Genomic DNA, 17,391 nt, shown 5'->3' with positions numbered 1-17,391 from the left:
CATGCGCAATCCAAGCTCCTCGTCCTCCTTTTCGTTTGCCGCCGCCCAGCCGCAGCAGCGCCAGCCTGTCGCGCCTGCCGCCGCGGAAAAAAACGCGGCGCTGCTCTCCGAGTTCGGCCGCGAGATGCAGGCGGGCCTCGCGCGCAGGCCGCGCAGCATTTCGCCCAAGTATTTTTACGACGCCGCGGGTTCGCAGCTGTTCGACCGCATCTGCGAGCTGCCCGAGTACTACCCCACGCGCACCGAGCTGCGCATTCTTGGCGAATGCGCGGGCGAGATCGCCGCGCAGGTGGGTCCGGGCGCCGAGATCGTCGAGTTCGGCGCCGGCTCGCTCACCAAGGTGCGGCTGCTGCTCGATGCGCTCGAGGCGCCCAGGCGCTACCTGCCGATCGACATTTCCGGCGAGCACCTGGCGGCCGCCGCCGAGCGGCTCAGGGCCGACTACCCGCAGCTGGCGGTGCAGCCGATCGCGGCGGACTACACCATGCCGCTGGTGCTGCCCGCGCCGCTCGCCGGTGCGGGCAAGCGCGTGGGTTTTTTCCCCGGCTCGACGATCGGAAATTTCGAGCCCGACGAGGCACTGGCCTTCCTGCAGCTCGCGGCGCGCATGCTGCGCGGCGGCGGGCTCCTGATCGGCGTCGACCTGGTGAAGGACCCGGCCCGCCTGCATGCCGCCTACAACGATGCGCAGGGCGTGACCGCCGCGTTCAACCTCAACCTGCTGCGGCGCGCCAATGCCGAGCTCGACGCGAACTTCGACCTCGACGGTTTTGCGCACGCGGCGTTCTACAACGCGCCGAAGCAGCGCATCGAGATGCACCTGGTCAGCCGGCGGGACCAGATCGTTTCACTGAACGGCGAGCGGTTTGCGTTCGAGGAAGGGGAGACCATTCACACCGAGTACTCGCACAAGTTCACCGTGGAAGGATTGCGAGCGCTGGCGGTGAAGGCGGGGTTCCGGCCGGGGGCTGTGTGGACGGATCCGGAGAGGCTTTTCAGCGTGCATTGGCTGGGGGCTTGAATTGTTTTGAGTTCCGGGGCCGGGACTCGCCCCGGCGGGCGACTCACTTTCTTTTGCTTCGCCAAAAGAAAGTAAGCAAAGAAAAGGCGACCCTACTGTCTGCGACCCTTCGCTTCGCTGCGGGCAACCTGCGGTGCTCGATTACGGCGGGGGTCCGCAGAACTCGCTCCACTACGTTCCGCTCAAACAGCTGCGGCCCTGATCCCGCCTCCATCTGCGCTCCTCGGCGCATACAGAAGGGGTGGGAACGGGCAGCCTTCGCTCTCGCTCGGCCCCAATACCAACAGCCAATACCAATAGCCCAACCACCGCGGCGCGTAGCGCCGCGGTGGCTTGGTGGCCGAGCGAAGCAAAGGCCCGTGTGGTTTGCCCTCCCCTCTGTATGCGCCGAGGAGCGCAGCGTTTCGCGGATCAGGGCTCGCCCTTGTTTGAGGTTCTATGTTTTTTGCAAGTCATTTTTAGGGATCAATCGAGCTGGATCGAACACCTCGTTGCCCTTCCAGATAGCGAATGCCACGCGCAACAGCTTGCGCCCAAGAATCATCAGCGCCGCGGTGGTCGCGAAGCCCTTGGCACGGATCGACTGGTACAGCGGCTTGAGGGCCTTGCTGTGACTCGCGGCGAAGCCCGCCAGATACATCTGCCGGCGCAGCAGCGGTGGGCCCTTCTTGCTCAGGCGACGTCGCCCGCGTTTGGTGCCGGAGTCGTTGGGGCGTGGGTCCAGGCCGCTGTAGGCCACCAGTGCATCTGCGTTGGCGAAGTCGAAGCGGCTCAGCAGCGTGGCGAGCAACGCCGAAGTCTGCGGGCCGATGCCGGTGATCGTGCGCAGACGCTCGCATCCCTGGGCCATCTGCGCATCGCTGGCGATCAACGCTTGGACCTGCTGGTCCATCGACTGCAGCAAGGCGTCGAATGCCGCCTGCAGTTTTGCAGTCTCGATGCCCTTCGTATCGATTCCTGTGAAGACCTGGCGCAAGGCCGATCGATGCGTGGCCACCTGGGCTCGGCGCGCGAGCAGATCCTGCAACCGTTGCTGCAACGAGCTGCCAGGTTGCCAGGGGTGCAGCCGGGCACGATGCTCGACGAGATACCGGGCAATCACCCCGGCGTCCACGCCATCGGTCTTGGCCCGGGTGCCCAAGGCACGCGCGTAGAAGTAGACGTCGCGCGCATTGAGCACATAGACCTTCAATCCGGCCTGGCTTGCCAGGTGCGCCAACAGAGTGTGATAGCGGCCCGTGGACTCCATGGCGATGAGCGCATGCGCCGGAATCGCTCGAAGCCAGTTCGAGATACTCACAGCGTCGTTGGCGACACTGCACGGTCGTCGCTCTGGTCCCATGGCGATGACCAGCTCGGCCTTGGACACATCCACGCCGATGCACAGGGTGGGCTCTTGCATGACAACACCTCCGATTGGACAATTTGTCGTGTCGGGGTGCAGCCCACCTGCCACGTTGGCTTGCCTTCAGATCGGTGGTCGTTGCACCGCCAGGTGCAGCGCCGCTCAGTTCCTGATCGACGTTGGAAGGTGGGGCGGGAGAAATCTCAAAACTGTCGGTCCGCTGCCGCGGCCGAATCCGAAGCGAGTCCCTCCACCCCGACACCCAAACATACAAGCGAAGCGAGTTTGGGCGAGACCCCGCGAAACGTGAGCACCGCAGGTTGCCCGCAGCGAAGCGAAGGGACGCAGACAGTGGGGTCGCCTTTCTTTTGCCTACGTTTCTTTGGCGAAGCAAAGAAAAGTAGGTCGCCCGCCGGGGCGAGACCCGGCCCCGAAACTCAAACAAGCCCAGGAACCCAAAACATATAGCCGGCATACCGCCCCCATGGATTCGCCCCCCAGAAGCAACGGGCACAATATCCCTTCCCCGCGCGGCAGCGCACCGCCAACTGCGCCCCGCGCCACCTCCCCCTTGGAGTGCAAGACATGAAAGCAACCTGGAACGGCGTCACCATCGCCGAAAGCGACGACACCGTGCTTGTCGAAGGCAACCACTATTTCCCGATGAGCTCGCTCAATCGCGACCACGTGACCTTCAGCAACCACAAGACCACCTGCCCCTGGAAGGGCACGGCCAGCTACTACTCGCTGCTGGTCAACGGCGAGCTCCACACCGACGCTGCCTGGTACTACGCCGACCCGAAGCCCGAGGCCGAGGAAATCCGCGACCGCGTGGCGTTCTGGAAGGACGTGAAGGTCACCGCGTCGTGACCACGGCCGCGTTCGCTCCACCCTTCGTCCAGCCTGCCGAGCTGCAGGCCGCGCTGCGCGAGCAAGGCTATGCCGTGCTGAGCCCGCAGGGCGTGAGCGACTGGCTGGGTGTGCCGCTTGCGCAGCTCGAAGCACTGCATGCCGACTGGAACGATCTCCCGCCGGACGAATACCTGAAGGACGGCGGCCGCTATCGCACACGGCGCCACGCCTGCTTCACGGTCGAAGGCGATTCGATCGTGCAGGCGCCGCACCGCGCGCACTGGCAGCCGGTCGAATACAACGCGCTGCATGGCGGCATGCAGCGCTGGTTCGCGCCCATGCACGAAGCCACCGTGGCGCAGCCGGCCTGGCAGCGCCTGCTGCAGCGCCTGGGCGAGGCCGCGAGCGGCATGCGCGGCGCGGCGGCGGCGCAGCCGTGGTTCGTCGAGGCGCACCAGTTCCGCATCGACACCGCGGGCGGCATCGGCCGGCCCACGCCCGAAGGCGCGCACCGCGACGGCGTCGACCTGGTGGCGGTGGCGCTGGTCGGGCGCAGCGGCATCAAGGGCGGCGAGACGCGCGTGTTCGAAGCCAGCGGCCGCCGCGGCGAGCGCTTCACCATGACCGAGCCCTGGACGCTGCTCCTGCTCGACGACGCGCGCGTGATCCACGAGTCCACGCCGATCCAGCCGCTCGAGGAGGGCGGCGCCGGCTGGCGCGACACACTCGTCGTCACCTGCCGCGCCGGGGCTTTCCAGGGGGATTGATCCCGCTGGCTTGAGTCCTACAGCCACTGCCCGGCGCAGAGGTTAAATTCGGGGCCCGGCTCGGTTGCGAGCCGCGCCTGTCCGCGAACGAAAAAGTGAGGTCCGCCATGTTCAATCACATCCTGGTTCCGATCGACGGCTCCGAAACTTCCATGCTCGCGGTCAGCAAGGCCAGCGGCCTGGCGCTGGCGTTCGGAAGCCGCATCACGTTGATCCACGTGATCGACAACTACCCCTTCATCGGCGTGGGTGCGGACTATGCGCTGGGCCAGAACGAATACCTGGCCGCGGCCACCGCAAGCGCGAATGCGGCGCTCGCCCGCGGCGTGGCGGCGCTCGCCGCCGAGGGCCTGCACAGCGACCAGCGCGTGATCGACGGCCACGTGGTGCACGAAGGCATCGTCGACACCGCCATTGCCATTGCGGCCGACCTGATCGTGATGGGCTCGCACGGGCGCAGCGGCATCGAGAAGCTGCTGCTGGGCAGCGTCACGCAGCGCGTGCTGCAGGACGCGCCCATGCCGGTGCTCGTGGTCAAGGGCGGGCTGTAAGGCGAGAGAAATCGAAGCCGGACGGGCTCTGCAGGCAAAGGCTCTGCTGCGTGACCGGGTGCACGAAGCCCAGTTCGCTGGCATGCAGCAGCAGGCGCGGCGCACGCGCCCGGACATCGGCGCTGCCGTAGAGCGCGTCTCCCAGAATCGGATGGCCGATCGACAGCAGGTGCACGCGCAACTGATGCGAGCGCCCCGTGAGCGGCTCCAGCAGCAGGTGCGTGGCCTGCGAATTCCCATCCGGTGCTGAAGACGAAGACGACAGCGCACGCCAGCGCGTGAGGCTCGGCTTGCCGGCCGGGTCCACCTTCTGCAGCGGGCGGTTGGGCCAGTCGGCCATCAGCGGCGCATCGATGACCGACCATTCGTCCTGCACCGGCATCGCACCGTCCACGATGGCCTCGTAGCGCTTGTGCACGCGGCGCTCGGCAAAGGCGTCGCCGAGCGCACGCTGCATGGCCGCGCCGCGCGCCATCAGCACCAGCCCGCTGGTCGCCATGTCGAGCCGGTGCACGATGAGCGCATCGGGCCAGCGCCGCATGGCGCGCGCGCTCAGGCAGTCCTGCTTGTCTTCGCCGCGCCCGGGCACGCAGAGCAGGCCGGCGGGCTTGTTCAGCACCAGCAGGTGGGCGTCTTCGTGGATGAGGTCGATGTCCGGCATGGGTAGCCCGGAGTGTAGAGAGCAGAGCCCGCGCTCGCTGCTGCACCTTGGCGCTGCGCTCATGCGAAGCTCATGAAGCCTCGGCTATCCTCGAACAGATGTCCGGCCCTGCCTCTCCTCCCGCCTCTCCTCCCGCCTCTCCTCCCGCCTCTCCTCCCGCCTCTCCTCCCGCCTCCGCTCCCGTTTCCCCGGGCTTCACCGAACTCCGGCGCGAGCGAGCGTTCATGCAGATGTGGGTGGCGCGGCTCTTCGGCACCGCGGCCTCGCAGATGCTGCTGGTGGCCATCGGCTGGCACATGTACGAACTCACCGGCAGCGCCTGGGACCTCGGGCTGGTGGGCCTCTACCAGTTCGTGCCGGCCTTGCTGCTCGCGCTGCTGGCCGGCCATGTGGTCGACCGCCACCACCGCGGCCGCATCGTGGCGGCCTGCTTTGCGGTGCAGGGGCTGGTGGCGCTGGTGCTGCTGCTCGCGGTGGTGCAGCGCTTCGACACGCGCGGCCTGCTGCTGGGCCTGTCGCTGGTGCTGGGCGCGGTGCGGGCCTTCCAGATGCCGGCGCAACAGGCGCTCACGCCGCTGCTGGTGCCGCCCGCGATGCTGCCGCGCGCCATGGCTTTCAGCTCGGCCGGCATGCAGGGCGCGATCATCGGCGGGCCGGCGCTCGGCGGCCTGCTGTTCGTGGCCGGCATGGCGGTGGTGTACGGCGCCAGCGTGCTGTGCTTCGCGGTGGCCTGTGCGCTGGTGCTGCGGCTGCGCTATACCTACACCCCGGCCGCGCGCGAGCCGGTCACGCTGGCCACGGTGTTCGCGGGCGTCGATTTCATCTGGAAGCGCAAGCCGGTGCTCGGCGCCGTCTCGCTCGACCTCTTCGCGGTGCTGCTGGGCGGCGCGGTGGCGCTGCTGCCGATCTACGCCAAGGACATCCTGCACACGGGGCCCTGGGGACTCGGCCTGCTGCGCGGTGCGCCCGCGGTGGGCGCGCTGGCGATGTCGATCGCCCTCACGCGCCGGCCCATCGAGCGCAACATCGGCCGCACGCTGCTGATGGCCGTCGGGCTCTTCGGGCTGTGCATGGTGGTGTTCGGCATTTCGCGCAGCTTCATCGTCTCGCTGATCGCGCTGGCTGTGTCCGGCGGGGCCGACATGGTCAATGTGGTGATCCGCCAGACGCTGGTCCAGCTCGAAACGCCCGACGCCATGCGCGGCCGGGTCAGTGCGGTCAATTCGATCTTCATCGGCGCCAGCAACCAGCTGGGCGAGTTCGAATCGGGCGCCACGGCGGCGCTCTTGGGGCCGGTGGGCTCGGTGGTGGTGGGCGGCGTGGGAACCATGATGGTGGCGCTGGGCTGGTTCAAGCTGTTCCCGTCGCTGGCGCAGCGCGACCGGCTGGTGGTCGCGATGCCCGCGGCGGCCAAATAGGAGGGAGGAGGGCGCCGCGCCGCGGCCGTCAGAACACCGAAAACGCCTGGGGCGCATCGATCGTGAGGTCGCTCTGCGCCTCGGCCACGCAGGGCAGGATCCAGCCCTCGGCCTTTTCCTCGGCGCTCAGGCCGGGCCATTCGATGACGTGGCGGATCGAGCCCGCCACCAGCTGGCAGATGCAGGTGCGGCAGGTGCCGTTGCGGCAGGAGCTCGGCATGTCGATGCCGGCCGCCTCGGCCGATTTCAAGAGCGTGGTGCCGGCCTCGGCGTCGAAGCCGAGGCCCGACGGTTCGAGCCGGACCCTCATCGCTGCGGGGGCTGTTGTTGCTGCTGCTGCTGCTCGCGGCGCTGTTCGCGCAGCATGAAGAGATAGAGGCTCTCGACCTTCTCGCGCGCCCAGGGCGTCTTGCGCAGGAACTTGAGGCTGGAGCCCACGCTCGGGTCGATGGCGAAGCAGCGGATCGGAACGAGTTCGCCGAGCTGCTCCCAGCCGTAGTGGTCGGCCAGCGCCGTGACGATGGCCTCCAGCGTGAGCCCGTGCAGCGGGTTGCGGGGCTGGGCCGGCTTGGCGGGCGCCGGGGCCGGCCCGGCGGGGGCCTCGTCGGTCACTTGTTCTTGAGCTTGCCGCGCGGGATCACCGCCGTGGTGATCGTGCGGACGGGTTCGATGCCGCCGGTGCCTACCGGCTTGGGCGGCGAAGTGTCCTTCTTCGGTTTCTTGGCTTCCTTGTTTGCGCGCTGTTGACCCTTGGCCATATCGACTCCTTTTGATGCTGCGTATGCGGCGTAGTAGCGGGCAGTTTAGCGGTGCGGCGACAATACGCAGTTCCTTTTGATTTCCCCGCATCCATGTCAGATCACGAAGTTCGCCCCGCCACCATGCGCGACGCCAAGGCCGTCGCCGAAGTCCATGCCCTGGCCGCCAAGGCTGCCTACGAAGGCATCCTGCCCGAAGAAGAGCTGCGCGTGCTGGCGCCCGCCTCCCGCGAAGCCAAGTGGCGCGAGGCCATCGAGTTCAGCGAGCCGCAGGTGCAGGTGGCGGTGCAGGACGGCGAGATCGTCGGCTTCGTCGGCTTCGACCGCTCGCGCGACCCCAAGACGCCGTCCACCACGGGCGAGATCTGGGCCCTGTACGTCAAGCCCGAGCATTGGGGCAAGGGCATCGGCGTCGCCCTCTGGGACGCCGCGCGCGAAGGCCTCGAGGAAGAGGGCTGCACCACGGTCACGGCCTGGGTGCCCATCCGCAACGACCGCGCCATGCGCTTCTTCGAGCTCGCCGGCTTCAAGCGCGAAATGAAGACCGCCAAGACCACCGCGCTGGGCACGGTGCGGGTCGAGGAAATCCGGCTCAAGCGCAGCGTTGCCTGACGCCTGAGCCCGGCGGCCGGCCGCGTACGGGTATTGCCGGCGCGCGCCGCGGTTGCGGCTAAGCTCGCCGCTTCTTTTTTTTCCACACCGACCCTTGCCATGGCCACCAGCCTGCTTCTGCTGCTCGACGACATCGCCACCGTCCTGGACGACGTCTCGGTCCTCACCAAGGTGGCCGCCAAGAAGACGGCTGGCGTGCTCGGCGACGACCTTGCGCTCAATGCGCAGCAGGTCTCGGGCGTCAAGGCCGACCGCGAGCTGCCGGTGGTCTGGGCGGTGTGCAAGGGCTCGTTCGTCAACAAGCTCATCCTCGTGCCCGCGGCGCTGGCCATCGGCACCTGGCTGCCCTGGCTGGTCACGCCGCTCCTGATGGTGGGTGGTGCCTTCCTTTGCTTCGAGGGCTTCGAGAAGCTCGCCCACAAGTTCCTGCACAGGCAGGCGCATGAGGCCGACACCGCGCGCCACGAGCGCGCCGTGGCCGACGAGGCCGTCGACGTGGTGGCGGCCGAGAAGGACAAGATCAAGGGCGCGGTGCGCACCGACTTCATTCTCTCGGCCGAGATCATCGCCATCACGCTGGGCACCGTGCAGGGCCAGTCCTTTCTCACGCAGCTCACCGTGCTGGCGGGCATTGCACTGGTCATGACCATCGGCGTCTATGGCCTGGTGGCCGGCATCGTAAAGCTCGACGACGCGGGCCTCTACCTGAGCCGGAAGGCGAGCAAGGCCGCGCAGGCCCTGGGCCGCGGCATCCTCGCGGCCGCGCCCTGGCTCATGAAGGCGCTGTCGGTGGCCGGCACCGCGGCCATGTTCCTGGTGGGCGGCGGCATCCTGGTGCACGGCGTGCCGGCCCTCGGCCATGCCGTCGAAGACTGGGCCAAGGCCACCGGCGGCGTGTTCGGCGCAATCGGGTCGATGGGGGTGAATGCGGGCATCGGCATCGTGGCGGGCGCCATCGTGCTGGCGTGCGTGGAGCTCGCCGGCAAGCTGCGCGGCAAGAAGGGCTGAGCCCTGCCGGCTGCGGGCCGGCCCGTTGCCGCGCTACTTGCCGCGCCGGACCAGCCCGACCACCACCAGCGCCACGCCCAGCACCAGCGCGAACCAGCCGACCAGGTAGGCGCCGGCCACCATCTCGAACCAGCGCGTGCCCTGCAGGAAGCGCGGCGCCAGCAGAACGGCGGCGCCGATCACGAGGCAGAGAATGCCGCGCTCGAGCGTGCGGAGTTGTCGTTTGGGTTGCGCCATGGCTTCTTCGTCTGGGGTGGTGGGTTGCGTCAGTGCGACATTGTCCCGCGCATTGCGGCCGGATGGCCCTGCAGTGCAAACGACTTGCCCGTGGGCACCAGCGTGTCGCCGTCCACGCGCAGGATCGTGATGTCCTGGTCGATGAAGTTGCCCACGTAGAGGTACTGGCCGTCGGCGCTCCACACGGCGCCTTCGGGCAGGCCGCGCACCACCACCTCGTTGGCGCGCGAGACCTTCTTGCCGTCGATCTTCAGCAGCACCACCGACCCGTTGCGGTGGTAGAAGTAGGCGTTCTTTGCCGAGTTGCTGCCGCGCAGGATCACGGCCACCGCATGCTTGCCGGTCGGGCTCACGGCCAGGCCCTCGGGCCCGTCGCCGACCACCACCTTGTCGACCACGCGCGGCGGCACCGCTTCGAGGTCGATCACGCTCACCGTATCGACCTGTCCGTCCGATGCGCCCGAGTTGCCGTTGTCGGCCGTGAGCGCGAGCTTGCCATCGGGCGTCACGTCGACGTTGTAGGGCCACAGGCCCGCCGCGAGGTCGACCTTGTTGTAGCTGACCTTCTCGCCGTTGACCTCGAGCAGCGCGATCTTGTGGCTGGTGAACTTGGCCGCCAGCGCGCGCTTGCCATCGGGCGTGAAGCGCACGTGCGCCACCGAGTCGCCCATGGCGACGGTGTCGATCAGCGTCACCTGCTTGCCCGCGATGCGCAGCACGCTGACCGAGTTGTCGGCGCGGTTGGCCACCAGCGCGAGGTTGCCGGCGCGGTTGATCGACAGGCCCGAGGGCTGCTTGCCCACGGTGAGCGTGTCGATCAGCCTGGGCGGCGTGGTGCTCAGGTCGATCACGAACAGGCGGTTGTCGGGCACCTGCCGGCGCACGCCGTTCTCTTCCACCACGTTGAGCGAGTTGGCCACCAGCGCCAGCGTTTCGCCGGGGGTGATCGCGAGGTTGACGGGCGGTCCGGCGATGGTGTTGTCCAGCTGCAGGCTGCCGACGAGCCTGGGCGCCAGCGGATCGGTGCCGATGTCCAGCACCTGCACCGTGTCGCGCCCCATCGGCGCGAGGATCACGGCGCCGGCGTCGCTCCACGACTGCTTCTCGTCGTTGGCGACCAGCATCAGCTGGCGCTGCGCCGTGGCGGGGGTCAGATTGGTGCAGCCCGAAACCGCGGCGAGTGCGGCCAGGGCAAGGGTCGCCAGTGCGGCGGGGCGAAACTTCATGGGGCGGTCTCCGTGTTGTATGTTGTTGTCGTGCCGGCCCTGGGGCCGCAGCGCATGGTAGCGGCACAATCGATCGATCCACCAGCGAGAGCCGCACGCATGACCATCGAAATCTCCAAGGAAGCCCGCCAGCAGGCCATCGCGTCGATCGAGCGCTACTTCAACGAGAACATGGACGAGAAGATCGGCAACATCGCGGCCGGCGCGCTGCTCGGTTTCTTTCTTGAAGAGGTCGGCCCCATCGTCTACAACAAGGCCGTGGCCGACGTGCAGGAGCGGCTGCAGTCGCGCATCTCGGAGGTCGACCTCGAAGTGCACGAGGACGAGTTCCAGTACTGGCGCAAATTCGATCGGCAGAAAAAGAGCCGGTAGCCCGCGCCAGGCGTCGTGCGCACGCATCGCCCGGCGTTCAAAGATGCTTCCAAACGTTGCAAAATCCCAAGCCATGCAACCACACCGTCCCATTTCGCGTTCTGCGCCTTCCTCGCTGCTGCGCACCCTTGCCGCCTTGCCGCTCGTCCTGGCCGCTTCCCTTGCGGCCGCCCAGCAGGACCCGGCGTCGTTCCCGCTGGATTCGGTCGGCTACCTGAACGAGGAGCTGCCGCGCATGGAGGCCGCCATCGCGGCCAGGGACCGCAGCTTCTTCCACGGTGCGATGGCCCGCACGGTGGAGTTCTCCGAGCGCTGGGGCTTCAAGGCGCAAGCCAATCCCGACCTGGCCAAGTACCCGATGTGCACCGAGGCGGTGATGGACTACGTGGTCGTCGGCATGTGCAGGCTCAATCCCGCGAGCGATGGATGCGAGCCCGGGCTGGCACCGCGCTTCGAGGCCAATGTGCAGCGCTGCCGCGAGGTGGCGGCGCGAAAATAGGCGCCCCGTCCTTCGACGAAAAATGAAAGTCCCCGCAGGCAGGCGCTGCGGGGCGGAGACACGCCATGGAATACACACGCTACCAGACCCTTGCCATCACGCGCCGCGGCGCCCATGGCGCGGTGCTCGACATCCAGATGCGCGCGGCCAACGGCAAGTTGCCCACGGCCGGCCACGACGGCCACCGCGAACTGGCCGAGATCTGGCGCGACGTGGCGGCCGACGACACGGTGCGCTGCGCGGTGCTGCGGGGCGAGGGGCTGGGCTTCTCGGGCGGCGGCGACCTGGCCATGGTGCAGGACATGACCACCGACGACGCGGTGCGCCAGCGCGTCTGGAAAGAGGCGCGCGACCTGGTCTACAACATCATCAACTGCGACAAGCCCATCGTGAGCGCCATGCACGGCCCGGCCGTGGGCGCGGGCCTGGTGGCGGGGCTTTTGGCCGACATTTCGATTGCCGCCAGGGACGCGAAGATCGTCGACGGCCACACGCGCCTGGGCGTGGCGGCGGGCGACCACGCGGCCATCGTCTGGCCGCTGCTGTGCGGCATGGCCAAGGCCAAGTACCACCTGCTGCTGTGCGAGCCGGTGAGCGGCGCGGAGGCCGAGCGCATCGGCCTGGTGTCGCTCGCGGTGGACGAGGCCGAACTGCTGCCGCGCGCCTACGAGGTGGCCGACCGGCTTGCGGTCGGCAGCCAGAGCGCGATCCGCCTGACCAAGTACGCGCTCAACAACTGGCTGCGCCAGGCCGGCCCGGCCTTCGATGCCTCGCTGGCGCTCGAATTCATGGGCTTCGCGGGCGCCGACGTGCGCGAGGGAGTGGCCTCGCTGCGCGAGCGGCGCGCGCCGAACTTCGGCTGAAGTCCACTCGCCGAATCAGGCCTTCTTCAGGCCCTGCAGCGTCTGCAGCAGCACCACGCGCGTCTGGCCGAGCACCATGCCTTTCCATTCGTCGTTATCGCAGTAGAAGGCATCGCGCAGTTGCTGGCGGATTTCGCGCTTCTGCGCCTCGGGCGCCTCGGGATGGCGGCGCAGCCAGGTGTCGGCGCGCAGGCGGGTCAGCACCTCGCTGTCGGGCAGCGTGCCGAACTCCAGGCCCATGGGCGCGATGCTCGCATCGGGGCACTCGTCGTAGGCGATGGAAACCACCGGCCCCGACACGTCGGCCGAGGCCGAGTCGCCGGCAAAGGGCGCGAACACGTCGGCACCCCACCAGGCATGCGCCTGCGCAAGATCGGCCGGCGCATTGCGGCCGGGGTAGATCTTCTCGCCATGGCCGTAGGGGCCGAGGCCGGTGTGGATGTCGATCCAGCCGATGTGCCTGGCCGACGCGGCATAGCTGCGCAGGATGGCGCGCATCGTGCGGTTGCTCCACGAGGGCGCGGTGCCGCCGTAGAACAGGCCGTCGGGCGAGCTGTACTGGCCCCGGGTGACGGCCGCGCGGAAAGCCCGCATGCCGTGCTTTTCGATGTAGGCCGCCATGGCGGCATCGTCGGCGGCAGTGGGCGGCCAGCTGGCGGGCAGCACCAGCGGCTCGACCTCGGCGTACTCCGCGTTCACCGGCAGCGGCGCGCCGAAGTCGATGTGGTTGCGATTCAGGTCGATGTTGTCCTCGTTGGTGCGGTGCAGGTGCGAGAAGCCGTGCGGATTGACCGCATGCACCAGCAGCAGCCCCACGTCCGCTTGTTGGAGCCGCCCCAGCAGGTCGGCGTCGTGCAGCGTGGCAAGCTGCGCGCCCGAGCCGCAGAAGCCCTCGGGGCCGTGCGTGCCCGAGGTGACGAGCAGCAGCTTCTTCGCATCCCTGGCGCCGATCAGCGCCACGTCGGTCGCCAGCTCCTCGCCGAGCGCGCCGCGGTGCGTCGGCAGCACGAAGGATTCGACCGCGGCGCCGCGCATTGCCGCGGCATCGAGGAACTTGGCGCGCGCCTCGGCGTACGTGCCCGAGAAATGGCGGGTGGCGGCGGTGGAGGGGGTGTGCATGGGTGGTGGCTCCTGTGCGTGGATGTAGGGGGGCTGTCAGGCCGGCGGGTAGGCGGCGCCTGCTTCGCCCGGGGCCCAGGGCGCGTACTTGTGCATCGCGCGCTCGAACAGCGGCGAGGTCGTCCAGCCCGCGAGCCAGGCGCGCAGCAGCGGCCAGGGCTGGCTTTCGAACCATGCGGGCTCGACCATCGCGAACTGCCGCACGAAGGGCATGACGGCGGCATCGGCCAGCGCCGCGCGCGCGCCGAAGAGCTGCGGCCCGGAGCCGCTGGCGAGCCGGGCTTCCAGCTCCAGCAGGAACTGCGCACCCAGTTCGCGCGCATCGCCGGCGGGCGCGTCCGCGAAGCGGCCCGGGTACTTGTAGCGGTCGAGCTGCGGCTTGAAGTGGTTGTCGCACGCGGCCACGAGCGCGAGCATGCCGTCGAGCGTGCCCGCCTCGGGTGCGAGCCAGCGCAGCGGATCGTTGCGGCCCAGCGCCCACCGCATGATGTCCAGGCTTTGCTCCAGCACGGCGGCATCGGGCAGCACCAGCACCGGCACCGTGCCCTTGGGCGAGGCGGCGAGCATGTCGGGCGGCTTGTTCTTCAGCACCACTTCGCGCAGCTCGCAATGCTCACCGCTCGCGGCCAAGGCGAGCCGGGCACGCATCGCGTAGGGGCAGCGGCGAAAGCTGTAGAGGATGGGCAGGCGAGGGTCTTGCATCGAGCGCAGGAGTCTATGCGCGCAACCTGGCCGCATGGGTGCCTGGCGCCTGCTCCCTCAGCCCCTGCATTCCCCGCAGGTGCCATGCAGCGTGAGCGCGGTGTGGCGGGTGTCGATGCCCTGCTTGCGCAGCTCGCGGCCGAGCCGGCTCATCACCTTGGGCAGCTCGGGATCGGAGGGGAGCGCGAGCACCTTGTGGCACTGGTCGCATTCGAAGGTGTTGCCCGACGCGGCTTCCACATGGCGCGAAAAGCGGTTGACGCGGTCCGCCCCCACGCGGCGGTCGCACAGGCCGGCATCAACCAGGCGGTCGAGCACGCGGTACACCGTGACACGGTCGGGCGCCTCCCCGGTGGCCGTGGTGTAGGCGGCCACCACGTCGTCGTGCGTGAGCGGCTGCGAGGCGTGCTCCAGCAATTCGAGCACGGTCTGCGCGGCGCGCGTCACGCGCAGACCGCTGCTGCGCAGCAGGGTTTCGCTGTCGGGCGTCGTCGCGGCAATGGGGGGCTTCGGATGCGGGCTCATGGGTTTTCCGTGGAACCGACATTGTGTTGCATTCCGTGAGCCCGCGCCCTGGGCGGCCCGAATGCGCTAAGGTCTGGTTTTTCGCGTTTTTTGAATACCTTCTACCGACCATGTCCAGCTCCCCGATCGAAATCGAGACCGCTCCGAATCCCACCGCCACGGTCATCGTGATGCACGGCCTGGGCGCCGACGGGAACGATTTCGTGCCGATTGCCAACGAGCTCGACCTCTCGAGCGTGGGCCCGGTGCGCTTCGTGTTTCCCAATGCACCGGTGATCCCCGTCACCATCAACGGCGGCTACCGCATGCCGGCCTGGTACGACATTGCCATGGCCGACCTGGTGGCGCGCGAGGACGAGGCGGGCCTGCGCCGCTCGCAGGCCGCGATCGAGGCGCTGATCGCCAGCGAGAAGGCCCGCGGCATCGCGGCCAACCGCATCGTGGTGGCGGGTTTCTCGCAGGGCTGCGCCATGGCGCTGATGACGGGCCTGCGCCACACCGAGCGGCTGGCCGGCATCGTCGGCCTCTCGGGCTACCTGCCGATTGCCGCCACGACCGCGGCCGAGCGGCATGCGGCCAACCACGACACGCCGGTCTTCCTGGCCCATGGCCGGCAGGACCCGGTGGTGCCGCTCGAAGCGGCGCTGCGGTCGCGCGACGCGCTCGCCGCGCTGGGCTATCCCGTCGAGTGGCATGAGTACACGATGGCGCACTCGGTCTGCATGGACGAGATCGCCGACCTGAACCGCTTTCTTCTGCATGTACTGGAGACAAAAAAATGATCCTCGTCATCGGACACGCCATGGCGAAACCCGAAACCCTGCAGGCGATGCTGGCCATCAGCGTGGAGCACGTGCTGCGCTCGCGCACCGAGCCCGGCTGCATCTCGCACGAGGTCAGCGCCGACGTGCAGCAGCCGCTGCGGCTGAGCTTCGTCGAGCGCTGGAGCGACATGGCGGCGCTGAAGGCGCATTTCCGCGTCGAGGCGTCGCGCGCCTTCGGCAAGGCGCTGGCCGCCATGGCCGACGGCACGCCGCAGATCTCCATCTACCAGTCGGAAGAGATCGAGCCCGCATGAGCCAAGCTATCAAAACAATAGCGGCGCGCAGCATAGCGGATGGCGGGATTCCCTGCACGAGCAGCGCCCGCGCGGCCGTGCTACCTTCCAGCCCCTCAGAGATTGACGGGTCATAACAATATGAGCAGCAGATTGCAGGAGAGGCTGGGTGCGCTCTCAGCCGCGCGGTTGAAGGGCATGCGGCGCGGCATCGAGAAGGAAAGCCTGCGCGCGCTGCCGGACGGCAAGCTCGCGCTCACGCCGCACCCGCTGGCCCTGGGATCGGCGCTGACCCATCCGCACATCACCACCGACTTCAGCGAATCGCAGCTCGAGCTCATCACGGGCGTGCATGCCAGCGCCGAGTCGGCGCTGGAGGAGCTCACGCGCGTCCACCAGTTCACCTACCGCGTGCTCGACTCGCTCGGCGACGAGCGCCTCTGGGTCTCGAGCATGCCCTGCGGCCTGCCGACCGACGAGACCATTCCCATCGGGCGCTACGGCTCCTCGAACGTCGGGCGCGCCAAGAGCGTCTACCGCATGGGGCTGAGCCACCGCTACGGGCGGCGCATGCAGACCATCTCGGGCATCCACTACAACTGGTCGCTGCCCGACGTGTCGAGCGAACAGTATTTCGCGCTCATCCGCAACTTCCGGCGCCATGCCTTCCTGCTGCTGTACCTGTTCGGCGCTTCGCCCGCGCTGTGCTCCAGCTTTGTCGCGGGGCGCCCGCACGAGCTGCAGCCGCTGGGCGACGGCAGCATGTTCATGCCGCACGGCACCTCGCTGCGCATGGGGCGCCTGGGCTACCAGAGCGACGCCCAGGCCTCGCTGGCCGTGAGCTACAACAGCCTCGAGGGCTACGGCGCCTCGCTGCAGGACGCACTCACGCGGCCCTGGCCGGCCTACGAGGCCATCGGCATCCGCAACCTCGGCGGCGACTACAACCAGCTGGCCACCAGCCTGCTGCAGATCGAGAACGAGTTCTACGGCACCATCCGCCCCAAGCGCGTGATCCACTCCGGCGAGCGCCCGCTGCATGCGCTGCGCGAGCGCGGCGTCGAATACGTCGAGGTGCGGCTGATGGACCTCGACCCCTTCGAGCCCGTGGGCATCAATGCCCAGACCATGCGCTTTCTCGATGTGTTCCTGCTGCAGTGCCTCCTGAGCGACAGCCCGGCCGACACGCCCCAGGAAATCGCCGAACTGGCCCACAACCAGCACCTGACGGCGGCGCGCGGACGCGAGCCGGGCCTGCAGCTCTTGCGCGGCGGCCGCGAAGTGGGCCTGGCCGACTGGGGCATCGAGCTGGTCGAGCAATGCCGGCCCATCGCCGCCGCGCTCGACGCCGCGAGCGGCGGCACGCAGCATGCCGATGCGGTGCACGCCGCACTGGCCGCGCTGCAGGACCCCGGCAGCCTGCCTTCGGCGCGGGTGCTGGCGGCGGTCGAAGAGCAGCACGGCAATTCCTTCATCGGCTTCGTGCGGGCGCAGGCGGAGCAGACCCGCGCCACGCTGCTGGCGCTGCCGTTCTCGGCCGAGCAGCAGGCCGAATTCGAGCGCATGACCGAGGAATCGATCCAGGAGCAAAAGCGCATCGAGGCCGCCGACACCATGCCTTTCGAGATCTACCGGGAGCAGTACGTGTCCCCCGCGCGCCTGGGAATCGGTCGCGGGCGGGTGGCCGTCGCGGCCTGAGCGCCCGGCGCGTCCCACTGCCACACGGCCCGCCTGACGACAGGCGCGAAGCGCGATGGCCTACAGGCATTGGCCGGCATCGCCCACCGTGGCCGCCGCT

At 68.6% G+C, this 17,391-nt stretch carries 23 protein-coding genes; 13 read left to right on the top strand and 10 right to left on the bottom strand.

What is annotated here, in order from left to right; translation table 11 throughout:
- The first annotated feature begins 1 nt into the window (after nucleotide 1).
- On the top strand, nucleotides 2–1,021 hold the full coding sequence (egtD, locus tag AC1DMS_RS16205; protein WP_018907547.1) for an L-histidine N(alpha)-methyltransferase: 1,020 nt from the start codon (nucleotides 2–4) through the stop codon (nucleotides 1,019–1,021).
- 436 nt (nucleotides 1,022–1,457) lie between these two features.
- Here egtD and AC1DMS_RS16200 read toward each other — a convergent pair whose 3' ends face one another.
- Nucleotides 1,458–2,423 carry an IS110 family RNA-guided transposase gene (locus tag AC1DMS_RS16200; protein ID WP_278880023.1) on the bottom strand — a complete coding sequence of 322 codons (966 nt, stop codon included), beginning with the start codon at nucleotides 2,421–2,423 and terminating at the stop codon, nucleotides 1,458–1,460.
- Nucleotides 2,424–2,951: 528 nt separating this feature from the next.
- On the opposite strand from AC1DMS_RS16200, the gene AC1DMS_RS16195 reads away from it, so the two are divergent.
- The 3 genes from AC1DMS_RS16195 (at nucleotide 2,952) to AC1DMS_RS16185 (ending at nucleotide 4,536) form a co-directional block, all read left to right on the top strand.
- Complete coding sequence (locus tag AC1DMS_RS16195; protein WP_015866436.1) at nucleotides 2,952–3,236, top strand: DUF427 domain-containing protein; 285 nt, start codon at nucleotides 2,952–2,954, stop codon at nucleotides 3,234–3,236.
- A complete protein-coding gene (locus AC1DMS_RS16190; protein ID WP_018906259.1) occupies nucleotides 3,233–3,985 on the top strand; it encodes a 2OG-Fe dioxygenase family protein in 753 nt (250 codons plus the stop codon). The genes AC1DMS_RS16195 and AC1DMS_RS16190 overlap by 4 nt, the downstream gene beginning before the upstream one ends.
- Nucleotides 3,986–4,092: 107 nt before the next feature.
- Nucleotides 4,093–4,536, top strand: a complete 444-nt coding sequence (locus tag AC1DMS_RS16185; RefSeq protein WP_015866434.1) for a universal stress protein — start codon at nucleotides 4,093–4,095, stop codon at nucleotides 4,534–4,536.
- Here AC1DMS_RS16185 and AC1DMS_RS16180 read toward each other — a convergent pair.
- Nucleotides 4,520–5,197 (bottom strand): RluA family pseudouridine synthase, encoded by a 678-nt coding sequence (locus AC1DMS_RS16180; RefSeq protein ID WP_478181388.1) that lies wholly within the window; start codon nucleotides 5,195–5,197, stop codon nucleotides 4,520–4,522. The two genes, AC1DMS_RS16185 and AC1DMS_RS16180, sit on opposite strands and share 17 nt — an antisense overlap.
- A 224-nt stretch (nucleotides 5,198–5,421) precedes the next feature.
- Between AC1DMS_RS16180 and AC1DMS_RS16175 the strand changes: the two genes are divergently transcribed.
- On the top strand, nucleotides 5,422–6,615 hold the full coding sequence (locus AC1DMS_RS16175; protein WP_307591921.1) for an MFS transporter: 1,194 nt from the start codon (nucleotides 5,422–5,424) through the stop codon (nucleotides 6,613–6,615).
- A gap of 28 nt (nucleotides 6,616–6,643) precedes the next feature.
- Here AC1DMS_RS16175 and AC1DMS_RS16170 read toward each other — a convergent pair whose 3' ends face one another.
- The 3 genes from AC1DMS_RS16170 to AC1DMS_RS16160 are packed head-to-tail and all read right to left on the bottom strand — an operon-like array spanning nucleotide 6,644 to nucleotide 7,373.
- Complete coding sequence (locus AC1DMS_RS16170; protein WP_319426968.1) at nucleotides 6,644–6,925, bottom strand: 2Fe-2S iron-sulfur cluster-binding protein; 282 nt, start codon at nucleotides 6,923–6,925, stop codon at nucleotides 6,644–6,646.
- Entirely contained in the window at nucleotides 6,922–7,227 is a 306-nt protein-coding gene (locus tag AC1DMS_RS16165; RefSeq protein ID WP_319438792.1) for a VF530 family protein, read from the bottom strand. Before AC1DMS_RS16165 ends, AC1DMS_RS16170 begins: the two co-directional genes overlap by 4 nt.
- Complete coding sequence (locus tag AC1DMS_RS16160; RefSeq protein WP_015866429.1) at nucleotides 7,224–7,373, bottom strand: hypothetical protein; 150 nt, start codon at nucleotides 7,371–7,373, stop codon at nucleotides 7,224–7,226. Before AC1DMS_RS16160 ends, AC1DMS_RS16165 begins: the two co-directional genes overlap by 4 nt.
- Nucleotides 7,374–7,466: 93 nt before the next feature.
- On the opposite strand from AC1DMS_RS16160, the gene AC1DMS_RS16155 reads away from it, so the two are divergent.
- Both AC1DMS_RS16155 and AC1DMS_RS16150 read left to right on the top strand, forming a co-directional pair.
- A complete protein-coding gene (locus tag AC1DMS_RS16155) occupies nucleotides 7,467–7,985 on the top strand; it encodes a GNAT family N-acetyltransferase (protein ID WP_018906264.1) in 519 nt (172 codons plus the stop codon).
- A gap of 99 nt (nucleotides 7,986–8,084) precedes the next feature.
- On the top strand, nucleotides 8,085–8,993 hold the full coding sequence (locus tag AC1DMS_RS16150) for a DUF808 domain-containing protein (RefSeq protein WP_015866427.1): 909 nt from the start codon (nucleotides 8,085–8,087) through the stop codon (nucleotides 8,991–8,993).
- 33 nt (nucleotides 8,994–9,026) lie between these two features.
- Here the strand turns inward: AC1DMS_RS16150 and AC1DMS_RS16145 are convergent, their stop codons facing one another.
- Both AC1DMS_RS16145 and AC1DMS_RS16140 read right to left on the bottom strand, forming a co-directional pair.
- Nucleotides 9,027–9,230 carry a hypothetical protein gene (locus AC1DMS_RS16145; RefSeq protein WP_015866426.1) on the bottom strand — a complete coding sequence of 68 codons (204 nt, stop codon included), beginning with the start codon at nucleotides 9,228–9,230 and terminating at the stop codon, nucleotides 9,027–9,029.
- Nucleotides 9,231–9,259: 29 nt separating this feature from the next.
- Nucleotides 9,260–10,456 (bottom strand): YncE family protein, encoded by a 1,197-nt coding sequence (locus AC1DMS_RS16140; protein ID WP_418145736.1) that lies wholly within the window; start codon nucleotides 10,454–10,456, stop codon nucleotides 9,260–9,262.
- A gap of 99 nt (nucleotides 10,457–10,555) precedes the next feature.
- Between AC1DMS_RS16140 and AC1DMS_RS16135 the strand changes: the two genes are divergently transcribed.
- The 3 genes from AC1DMS_RS16135 to AC1DMS_RS16125 all read left to right on the top strand — a co-directional run bounded on the left by AC1DMS_RS16135 (nucleotide 10,556) and on the right by AC1DMS_RS16125 (nucleotide 12,190).
- Nucleotides 10,556–10,828, top strand: coding sequence for a DUF2164 domain-containing protein (locus AC1DMS_RS16135; protein WP_028256211.1), 273 nt, complete (start codon nucleotides 10,556–10,558; stop codon nucleotides 10,826–10,828).
- 73 nt (nucleotides 10,829–10,901) lie between these two features.
- Complete coding sequence (locus tag AC1DMS_RS16130) at nucleotides 10,902–11,327, top strand: hypothetical protein (RefSeq protein ID WP_062366262.1); 426 nt, start codon at nucleotides 10,902–10,904, stop codon at nucleotides 11,325–11,327.
- Nucleotides 11,328–11,392: 65 nt separating this feature from the next.
- The gene (locus tag AC1DMS_RS16125; protein WP_028256213.1) at nucleotides 11,393–12,190 is read left to right on the top strand and encodes an enoyl-CoA hydratase/isomerase family protein; all 798 of its coding nucleotides are present in this window, start codon (nucleotides 11,393–11,395) and stop codon (nucleotides 12,188–12,190) included.
- Between the two features lie 15 nt (nucleotides 12,191–12,205).
- On the opposite strand, the gene AC1DMS_RS16120 is transcribed toward AC1DMS_RS16125, so the two are convergent.
- The 3 genes from AC1DMS_RS16120 to AC1DMS_RS16110 are packed head-to-tail and all read right to left on the bottom strand — an operon-like array spanning nucleotide 12,206 to nucleotide 14,536.
- The gene (locus AC1DMS_RS16120) at nucleotides 12,206–13,309 is read right to left on the bottom strand and encodes a M14 family metallopeptidase (protein ID WP_478181387.1); all 1,104 of its coding nucleotides are present in this window, start codon (nucleotides 13,307–13,309) and stop codon (nucleotides 12,206–12,208) included.
- 36 nt (nucleotides 13,310–13,345) lie between these two features.
- Nucleotides 13,346–14,011 (bottom strand): glutathione S-transferase, encoded by a 666-nt coding sequence (locus AC1DMS_RS16115; RefSeq protein ID WP_028256215.1) that lies wholly within the window; start codon nucleotides 14,009–14,011, stop codon nucleotides 13,346–13,348.
- Nucleotides 14,012–14,068: 57 nt separating this feature from the next.
- Nucleotides 14,069–14,536, bottom strand: a complete 468-nt coding sequence (locus AC1DMS_RS16110) for a Fur family transcriptional regulator (protein WP_015866419.1) — start codon at nucleotides 14,534–14,536, stop codon at nucleotides 14,069–14,071.
- Between the two features lie 110 nt (nucleotides 14,537–14,646).
- Between AC1DMS_RS16110 and AC1DMS_RS16105 the strand changes: the two genes are divergently transcribed.
- The 3 genes from AC1DMS_RS16105 (at nucleotide 14,647) to gshA (ending at nucleotide 17,291) form a co-directional block, all read left to right on the top strand.
- Nucleotides 14,647–15,318 carry an alpha/beta hydrolase gene (locus AC1DMS_RS16105; protein WP_478181386.1) on the top strand — a complete coding sequence of 224 codons (672 nt, stop codon included), beginning with the start codon at nucleotides 14,647–14,649 and terminating at the stop codon, nucleotides 15,316–15,318.
- The gene (locus AC1DMS_RS16100; protein WP_015866417.1) at nucleotides 15,315–15,614 is read left to right on the top strand and encodes a putative quinol monooxygenase; all 300 of its coding nucleotides are present in this window, start codon (nucleotides 15,315–15,317) and stop codon (nucleotides 15,612–15,614) included. The genes AC1DMS_RS16105 and AC1DMS_RS16100 overlap by 4 nt, the downstream gene beginning before the upstream one ends.
- 120 nt (nucleotides 15,615–15,734) lie before the next feature.
- Nucleotides 15,735–17,291: a glutamate--cysteine ligase gene (gshA, locus tag AC1DMS_RS16095; protein WP_015866416.1), complete on the top strand. Its 1,557-nt coding sequence runs from the start codon at nucleotides 15,735–15,737 to the stop codon at nucleotides 17,289–17,291.
- Nucleotides 17,292–17,391: the final 100 nt, after the last annotated feature.

It is taken from the genome of Variovorax sp. 05T418 (genome assembly GCF_056396385.1).
This window is presented reverse-complemented; position numbering and strand designations above follow the sequence as displayed.

Coding starts and splice junctions, on each gene's coding strand:
- egtD (WP_018907547.1), top strand. CDS start 2: ATGCGCAATCCAAGCTCCTCGTCCTCCTTTTCGTTTGCCGCCGCCCAG.
- AC1DMS_RS16200 (WP_278880023.1), bottom strand. CDS start 2,423: ATGCAAGAGCCCACCCTGTGCATCGGCGTGGATGTGTCCAAGGCCGAG.
- AC1DMS_RS16195 (WP_015866436.1), top strand. CDS start 2,952: ATGAAAGCAACCTGGAACGGCGTCACCATCGCCGAAAGCGACGACACC.
- AC1DMS_RS16185 (WP_015866434.1), top strand. CDS start 4,093: ATGTTCAATCACATCCTGGTTCCGATCGACGGCTCCGAAACTTCCATG.
- AC1DMS_RS16180 (WP_478181388.1), bottom strand. CDS start 5,197: ATGCCGGACATCGACCTCATCCACGAAGACGCCCACCTGCTGGTGCTG.
- AC1DMS_RS16175 (WP_307591921.1), top strand. CDS start 5,422: ATGCAGATGTGGGTGGCGCGGCTCTTCGGCACCGCGGCCTCGCAGATG.
- AC1DMS_RS16170 (WP_319426968.1), bottom strand. CDS start 6,925: ATGAGGGTCCGGCTCGAACCGTCGGGCCTCGGCTTCGACGCCGAGGCC.
- AC1DMS_RS16160 (WP_015866429.1), bottom strand. CDS start 7,373: ATGGCCAAGGGTCAACAGCGCGCAAACAAGGAAGCCAAGAAACCGAAG.
- AC1DMS_RS16155 (WP_018906264.1), top strand. CDS start 7,467: ATGTCAGATCACGAAGTTCGCCCCGCCACCATGCGCGACGCCAAGGCC.
- AC1DMS_RS16150 (WP_015866427.1), top strand. CDS start 8,085: ATGGCCACCAGCCTGCTTCTGCTGCTCGACGACATCGCCACCGTCCTG.
- AC1DMS_RS16145 (WP_015866426.1), bottom strand. CDS start 9,230: ATGGCGCAACCCAAACGACAACTCCGCACGCTCGAGCGCGGCATTCTC.
- AC1DMS_RS16140 (WP_418145736.1), bottom strand. CDS start 10,456: ATGAAGTTTCGCCCCGCCGCACTGGCGACCCTTGCCCTGGCCGCACTC.
- AC1DMS_RS16135 (WP_028256211.1), top strand. CDS start 10,556: ATGACCATCGAAATCTCCAAGGAAGCCCGCCAGCAGGCCATCGCGTCG.
- AC1DMS_RS16130 (WP_062366262.1), top strand. CDS start 10,902: ATGCAACCACACCGTCCCATTTCGCGTTCTGCGCCTTCCTCGCTGCTG.
- AC1DMS_RS16125 (WP_028256213.1), top strand. CDS start 11,393: ATGGAATACACACGCTACCAGACCCTTGCCATCACGCGCCGCGGCGCC.
- AC1DMS_RS16120 (WP_478181387.1), bottom strand. CDS start 13,309: ATGCACACCCCCTCCACCGCCGCCACCCGCCATTTCTCGGGCACGTAC.
- AC1DMS_RS16115 (WP_028256215.1), bottom strand. CDS start 14,011: ATGCAAGACCCTCGCCTGCCCATCCTCTACAGCTTTCGCCGCTGCCCC.
- AC1DMS_RS16110 (WP_015866419.1), bottom strand. CDS start 14,536: ATGAGCCCGCATCCGAAGCCCCCCATTGCCGCGACGACGCCCGACAGC.
- AC1DMS_RS16105 (WP_478181386.1), top strand. CDS start 14,647: ATGTCCAGCTCCCCGATCGAAATCGAGACCGCTCCGAATCCCACCGCC.
- AC1DMS_RS16100 (WP_015866417.1), top strand. CDS start 15,315: ATGATCCTCGTCATCGGACACGCCATGGCGAAACCCGAAACCCTGCAG.
- gshA (WP_015866416.1), top strand. CDS start 15,735: ATGAGCAGCAGATTGCAGGAGAGGCTGGGTGCGCTCTCAGCCGCGCGG.